The 6,208-nt window shown below is 48.8% G+C and carries 7 protein-coding genes and 1 riboswitch; of the genes, 2 read left to right on the top strand and 5 right to left on the bottom strand.

Going from position 1 to position 6,208, the window contains the following annotated elements; translation table 11 throughout:
• Positions 1-189: 189 nt before the first annotated feature.
• Positions 190-792 (bottom strand): peroxiredoxin, encoded by a 603-nt coding sequence (locus tag KDK13_RS02885; RefSeq protein ID WP_257283338.1) that lies wholly within the window; start codon positions 790-792, stop codon positions 190-192.
• Positions 793-1,110: 318 nt separating this feature from the next.
• On the opposite strand from KDK13_RS02885, the gene KDK13_RS02880 reads away from it, so the two are divergent.
• Complete coding sequence (locus tag KDK13_RS02880; protein ID WP_257283337.1) at positions 1,111-1,827, top strand: hypothetical protein; 717 nt, start codon at positions 1,111-1,113, stop codon at positions 1,825-1,827.
• Positions 1,828-1,896: 69 nt separating this feature from the next.
• Here the strand turns inward: KDK13_RS02880 and grxD are convergent, their stop codons facing one another.
• A complete protein-coding gene (gene grxD / locus KDK13_RS02875; RefSeq protein WP_257283336.1) occupies positions 1,897-2,232 on the bottom strand; it encodes a Grx4 family monothiol glutaredoxin in 336 nt (111 codons plus the stop codon).
• Between the two features lie 255 nt (positions 2,233-2,487).
• Here grxD and KDK13_RS02870 point away from each other — a divergent pair, with 255 nt between their 5' ends.
• Positions 2,488-3,336, top strand: coding sequence for a methyltransferase domain-containing protein (locus tag KDK13_RS02870; protein WP_257283335.1), 849 nt, complete (start codon positions 2,488-2,490; stop codon positions 3,334-3,336).
• A 205-nt stretch (positions 3,337-3,541) separates the two neighbouring features.
• On the opposite strand, the gene KDK13_RS02865 is transcribed toward KDK13_RS02870, so the two are convergent.
• From KDK13_RS02865 to KDK13_RS02855, 3 genes are all read right to left on the bottom strand, one after another.
• Positions 3,542-4,576 (bottom strand): calcium/sodium antiporter, encoded by a 1,035-nt coding sequence (locus KDK13_RS02865; protein WP_257283334.1) that lies wholly within the window; start codon positions 4,574-4,576, stop codon positions 3,542-3,544.
• An 81-nt stretch (positions 4,577-4,657) separates the two neighbouring features.
• Positions 4,658-4,773: riboswitch (yybP-ykoY riboswitch) on the bottom strand.
• 117 nt (positions 4,774-4,890) lie between these two features.
• Positions 4,891-5,403, bottom strand: a complete 513-nt coding sequence (locus tag KDK13_RS02860; RefSeq protein WP_257283333.1) for a ProQ/FinO family protein — start codon at positions 5,401-5,403, stop codon at positions 4,891-4,893.
• A gap of 290 nt (positions 5,404-5,693) precedes the next feature.
• Positions 5,694-5,903 (bottom strand): cold-shock protein, encoded by a 210-nt coding sequence (locus tag KDK13_RS02855; RefSeq protein WP_066016878.1) that lies wholly within the window; start codon positions 5,901-5,903, stop codon positions 5,694-5,696.
• Positions 5,904-6,208: the final 305 nt, after the last annotated feature.

The following is a 6,208-nucleotide window of genomic DNA, read 5'->3' as shown; positions in this document are numbered from 1 at the left end:
AGCGACCCAATGATTAACAGTCATTTGCTCTACCAACTGAGCTATCAGGGAACTATGGTGGTTGTCGACGTTTCGTCACCAACCAACGGCAGCGAATAATAAGGTTATTTTGCCGTGAGTCAAGTATTCCATTGCAAAAAAAATTTTAAAAACGCTGGATGATCGGCACGTTTCACTCGTTTCAGGATTTCAGAGACCGTCAGCACTCTCTGAGAGATACCTGGCAACACCGTCTGGAGAGGCTGTCATCCCCTTGTCACCTTTGTTCCAGCCTGCGGGGCAAACTTCGCCGTGCTCTTCGTGGAACTGCAGGGCATCAACCAGACGGATCAGCTCATCCATATTACGGCCCAGTGGCAGATCGTTAACGATCTGGGAGCGAACCAGACCATCCTTGTCGATCAGGAAGGCACCACGGAAGGCAACGCCACCTTCAGACTCGACGTCATATGACTTGCAGATGTCGTGGGTCATATCCGCAGCCAGAGTGTATTTCACCGGGCCGATACCACCCTGATCAACAGGAGTATTGCGCCATGCATTGTGGGTAAAGTGAGAATCAATGGAAACACCGATCACCTCAACACCACGCTCCTTGAATGCACTCATACGGTGATCCAGGGCAATCAGTTCAGAAGGACATACGAAGGTGAAGTCCAGTGGGTAGAAAAACAACAAACCGTATTTACCACGGATGGCTTCGGACAGTGTAAAAGCATCAACAATAGACCCGTCGCCCAATACAGCGGGTACTGTGAAATCAGGAGCCTTTTTGCCTACTAAAACGCCCATCAGTGTTTCTCCTATGGTTAACAAAACGATGGTTAACAAAGCGATGGTTTACAAAACTGTGCGTTTTACGGGAGTCCAGTAAATATGCAATCCCGTACTGAATCACGCACGAAAAAACTGCCCATGCAATGATACACAGAGCCGCGGTTTTCGCCTACCACAGTAGCGACAAATATCTATTTTTTAATCACGCACCACAAACAAACCGTGAAGAAAGACAACCCAGAACTTATTGAGTTTTTTTTGTGCAAAGAAAAGGAACCAATTAGCGATTAAAATATCAAACCCAATTGAAATAACTCATGCTGGCGCGCGGCTATGCAACCAACGGGCACTCCCCCAACAAGGCCGGTGCTGTTCTGGGATACTGCACCTGATGAAGGCATCAAAAAGCCAAATCCCACACGAACACCAGATTCCGGACGAACCAGCAGAGGCCTGAAAGTTACCACACAGCCTCCGTCAAATTACGTCCTGTTCGCAGAAGATTCTGCATTTTCACGCCCTTCCTCGAAATTTGAGAAGAGAGTATCAACTTCGCAAAATGAACCAGATAGTGATTTGGCGTGTGATCTGGAAATAGAAGCGGCATTTTCCGGTCTGTCACTGTCAAACCACGCCAATATCAAGAAGGATCAGCAATCTGAGCCTGCACCTGTAGCTTCAGGCAAAAGGGTTATTTTAAAAGCCAGAACAAAGTACTCGTACAAGAACAGGAGTGGCCCTCCAATACCAGAAAGACTTCACTCTTATCCCGGGACTTCAGTGCAACAGGTAAAACCCAGAGTCACTTTATCCACAAGCTTTTCAATACCAGCTACTACCATGTATGGCTCCAGCTCCCCGGACCGGGAAACGTCTACTGAAACGCGCCCAGTCAATGATTCCAGGCAAGAGACCCCGGCCACGATGGCAGCACCGTCAGAATCACTGGGATTTCACTCGCTACCTTATGACTTTGCTCCGGTGGAACAGCCTTTGGCGAAATACCAGAAGACAGGGGAGACTGACAGGGACTCAATCAATTCGGGCTAGGAAAGAAAGCGGGAAGAACGGCAACCTTCCGATTTCATCACACCGGAAGGCCAAATCGCTATTGCAGAATCAGTCTTCTGCCTTTTCAGCCGAACCAGCCGCCCCGGCAATCAACTGCTGCAGCTCACCGCTGTTGAACATATCAATAATGATATCACTGCCACCAACCAGCTCACCCTTAATCCACAGCTGTGGGAATGTTGGCCAGTTAGCATACTTGGGCAGATTGGCACGGATCTCCGGGTTAGCCAGAACATCAACAAAAGCGAACTGTTCGCCACAGGCCATCAGCACCTGAACCGCCTTGGCGGAGAAACCACACTGCGGTAGCTTGGGAGAGCCTTTCATGTACAGCAGGATAGCATGGGATTCAACCTGTTCTTTTATTTGCTCCATTACGTCCATGAGACAACCTCTTCTTCATTGGAATCATAAAGCAGGACATTTTAAAGAAAATACCTGACTGTCACCATATGATATTACATATATTCGAATAGAAAAAACCGAGCATTACCAGGCTGCAGATCTGGCAAATGCTCAATGATCTCTCTATTATCCCTACCCAATTAAAAAAGGATGGATATAACTAATAGTTAAATTATGCCAATTCTTTCATTTCTTCTCGGAGTGCTCCTGACCTGGCTGTTCATGTCCGGTCTAATGGCTCAAGGCCTGGCGCTGTTGATACGCATCTGGTGGCCATCTTCAAGTCGCGAGCGCGAGCTGAAGGTGGATCAGTGGCTGTTGAATAACCCGGTACAGCCCTCCTCTGGCTGGCGCTTGCTGGGTTACTGGAGAGATACGTCCCAATACCGGCAGGCATGTTCCGAAATGGCAGGGTTACTGGCCGACAAAGCCTGCCTGTCCACTCAGGATGAAGTCCTTGATGTCGGTTTTACCAGCCATGACCAGCTACTGGTCTGGCTGGATTATTACCAGGTCCAGCACCTTACGGCAATCGCCAGTGATGAGCAGCAGATGGCCAGGGCACTGGAGCATTGCGGGCATTTCAATGGGCTTAAACTGGTCCGGGGTGGTGAAAAGGCTCTGGCAGAATGGCCAGAGAATAGCTGCAACAAGTTAGTTGGCCTGGACTGCGTTTACCACCTGGAGTCCCGCTCCCATTTTTTCAGCCATGTCAGGAAAGTGCTCAAGCCCGGTGGCACCCTGGCTTTTACCGACATGGTACTGGCCCGGCCATTTCAGGACCGCCGGGAGCAACGCCTGGTAAACAGTCTTGGTCGCATATCAGGACTCCTGGTTGAAGACATGCCCATCAAAGAGACCTACGAAAACCTGCTTGAACAGCATGGGTTTGAGCAGGTTGAGATCATGGATATTACCGATGATGTCCTCTCTGGTTTCTGCTTCTGGTTTGGTCAGCACTACCAGGGCCTTTGTGCATTCACACGGTCAAAGATGTGGATCAGGCTGCGACTGCAGGTTTGGTTTATTCGCTGGATGCTTCACCGTGAGCAGCTGCGCTACCTGATGATCCTTGCCCGCTGATGTTCTGAAAAACAGTTTATCCACATCTTCTGTGGATAAACTTGTGACAATATTCGGGATAGTTCACACGCATCTGGCAAATCAGGCAATGAGGAGGCATTGATCAAAAAACAGCCAGCCAGACTTTGCGAAAGATTCTGCCCCCCCCTATTACCAAGGAGAGCACCAAAGAGAGCACCAGGGAGAGCAAAGGCAGGCAGCTACGTTATGATGCATTCATCACCAACCAGACCTGATAGGCCACAAAAGTAAGCAGCAACAGCAGGCATTTATACCCGGATACTTTCCAGATACTGACAGGAAGATGGCCTTGTCTTTTCTCGGTATCAATTGAACTGTTTGTACCACTTGTACTGCTTTTATCAAAAGCAGCCTTGCTGGAATAAACGACAATCGCCAAAAGAACTGTCATGGCAACCATGGTCAGAATATCAATTCGTAACGCAGAAGCATCCACAGTAATATCCTGGCCGATGACACCAGACAGCCCCAGTACAGCAAGAATATTAAAAATATTGGAACCGATAACCGTAGCGGCCGTCATATCGTGAAGCCCCTTTCTGGCACTGACCACCACTGCCGCCAGTTCAGGAAGGCTGGTGCCAAAAGCCACCAGTGTCAGGCCAATAATCAGCTCATTGACCCCCATCGCCAGGGCAATACCTTTAGCACCCCAGACCAGAAGCTGAGAGCCCAGCACCAGCATCAACAGCATCACCAGAGACTCGGCAAAAGCCCTGATAGTACTGATTGGGAGTACGGGTATATCCTGCTCAGCTTCGGGCCCGGTTGAAGATTTCAGCAAATAGAAGCTGTAAGCCAAAAAGGCGGCAGAATAAATAATCCCATCCCACAAGCTTAATGTACCGTCCATTAACATCAGGGCAGCACTTATCGTGGCAATCAACAGGATAGAAAGTTCGCGGTAGACAATCCGGGCCTTGACGACCAAAGGCGCAATCAGTCCACCAATCGCCAGAATCAGGCCGATATTGACGATATTCGAGCCTACCACATTACCGATGGCGATACCGCCGGAGCCATTAAATGACGCAACAGAAGAAACCATTAACTCAGGAGCAGAGGTACCAAAAGCGACCACCGTAACACCGATGGTTAACAGCGGCATACCAAGACGAAATGCCAGGGTCGAGGCCACTTCAACAAGGCGGTTTGCGCTCCAGCAAAGCACAATAAACCCGACAACAACTGCCAGAATAAACTGAAGGATGGAAATCATGAATGGGAATCACTGAGGGCATGCCAATCAGACGACAGGTACCAGGCCCTCTTGCTGGTATCCATCATCTGAGTCTGGCCAAATGCTGCCCTGTGGCAAGCATCGTATACACCATGACCGAACGGTCAATGCATGTTGATGTATACACCGGTCGGTCGAAACTGACGACGGCAGGCTACTCCCTCAATATCAGCTGATTATAGCGATTATAATGAGGGAGAGTAGTCGTTTTTTACACCGTACGAGTAAGTACTTATCATACTTTCCATAAGATAAAGGCACTCCCTCAATACAGTTATCCCTTCAATATCCCTTCAAGACTGCTTATTCACAGAAAGCAAACGGACCTTCTTGATGATGATCAGATCTCTCGTAGTGATAAAGTCACTGCTCTGGGTATACAGTTTGATTTCTGCATCAACGGCTTCGCGGAGTTTCACTCGCCCTGCCGCCTGCCCCTGAAGGTTAATACGGGTAGCTCCTGGCTTGATCTTCTCAAGATAGCGTTCCATGGACGTAAAAAACCGCAATGCAACAGGAATGATATACGCCGGCAGCAGGTTTGCTTCCGCCATCTCCTTGTGGATACCGATCTTGAGGGGCCGGGGGTTTGAAACATTAAACGCACCGGGCCAGATAACCCGCACCAGGCGCAGCGCCTCAGAGTTCATAACGTCACTTTCAGGCCGGTTATGCAGCCTCTCAAGAATTTTCCTGGCCTCTTCCGGAAGCTCTTGACTCATAGAGAAACCGTCCTGCTCAGATGCCAGCTGCGTTTCCTGTTTCTGGATGCCCTGGTCAGAAATATTACTGTCTTCTACTGTCATCGACTGCCTTGCCCAAATAACGCCGGGTATCTTCCAGGAGTAATCAGTAGTGCTACCAATCGCCTGAGATGCCCTTGAAAACCAACATCCCGCCAGCCTCAGCAAACGGGAGCACTATAATGACGGATTCAGCCCCACCATAAAAGTGTAATTTGTCAACAAACCGTACCAATCATCAGACTGAGATTGAATAACCGTAAAATACCATAGCCCGGACAAAAAAAAGGCAGTACGGTAAAGTACTGCCTTTTTCCGGGATCGCCCAGGCGGAAACTGAGCAAAAACCCACTTTACAGAGGGCGGATTTCTTCAGCCTGCAGACCTTTCTGGCCCTGAGTTACACGGAACTCGACGCGCTGACCTTCAGTCAGGGTTTTGAAGCCTTCAGTAGCAATCTGACGGAAGTGGGCAAACACGTCAGGGCCACCGTTTTCCTGGCTGATAAAACCAAAGCCTTTCTCGTCGTTAAACCACTTAACGGTTCCTTTGGAGGTAGACATACTCATATCCTGATACTCAAATACTATGGAGTGGCTTTGCTGGCAAAGCCGTTTAGCTAGAAGTTTTATTTTTGTTTATGAAGGACATGTAGAGACTACGCTCGGAACATCAAATCTTTTCATAAAAACCAATATCACTTTTAACGCGGCCTATCATACAGACTCTCATTGGAAAACTCATCAGTGATTACCTTAATCTTGCAATAATTTATAGGTAATTGGCCACCTGGTTAATAACCCGGCTTGACGATCCTGACAGGCTCAATGTGCACCCGGCGCCATCCCCTGTACACTAACCGGCAGGT

This window comes from Endozoicomonas sp. SESOKO1, from assembly GCF_024606265.1.
GTDB lineage: Bacteria > Pseudomonadota > Gammaproteobacteria > Pseudomonadales > Endozoicomonadaceae > Endozoicomonas.
This window is presented reverse-complemented; position numbering and strand designations above follow the sequence as displayed.

Bases quoted from the DNA above. Each gene is read 5' to 3' on its own strand.
- KDK13_RS02860 (WP_257283333.1), bottom strand. From the start codon at position 5,403: ATGACAGTAGAAGACAGTAATATTTCTGACCAGGGCATCCAGAAACAG.
- KDK13_RS02870 (WP_257283335.1), top strand. From the start codon at position 2,488: ATGGCTCAAGGCCTGGCGCTGTTGATACGCATCTGGTGGCCATCTTCA.
- KDK13_RS02885 (WP_257283338.1), bottom strand. From the start codon at position 792: ATGGGCGTTTTAGTAGGCAAAAAGGCTCCTGATTTCACAGTACCCGCT.
- KDK13_RS02855 (WP_066016878.1), bottom strand. From the start codon at position 5,903: ATGTCTACCTCCAAAGGAACCGTTAAGTGGTTTAACGACGAGAAAGGC.
- KDK13_RS02865 (WP_257283334.1), bottom strand. From the start codon at position 4,576: ATGATTTCCATCCTTCAGTTTATTCTGGCAGTTGTTGTCGGGTTTATT.
- KDK13_RS02880 (WP_257283337.1), top strand. From the start codon at position 1,111: ATGCAACCAACGGGCACTCCCCCAACAAGGCCGGTGCTGTTCTGGGAT.
- grxD (WP_257283336.1), bottom strand. From the start codon at position 2,232: ATGGACGTAATGGAGCAAATAAAAGAACAGGTTGAATCCCATGCTATC.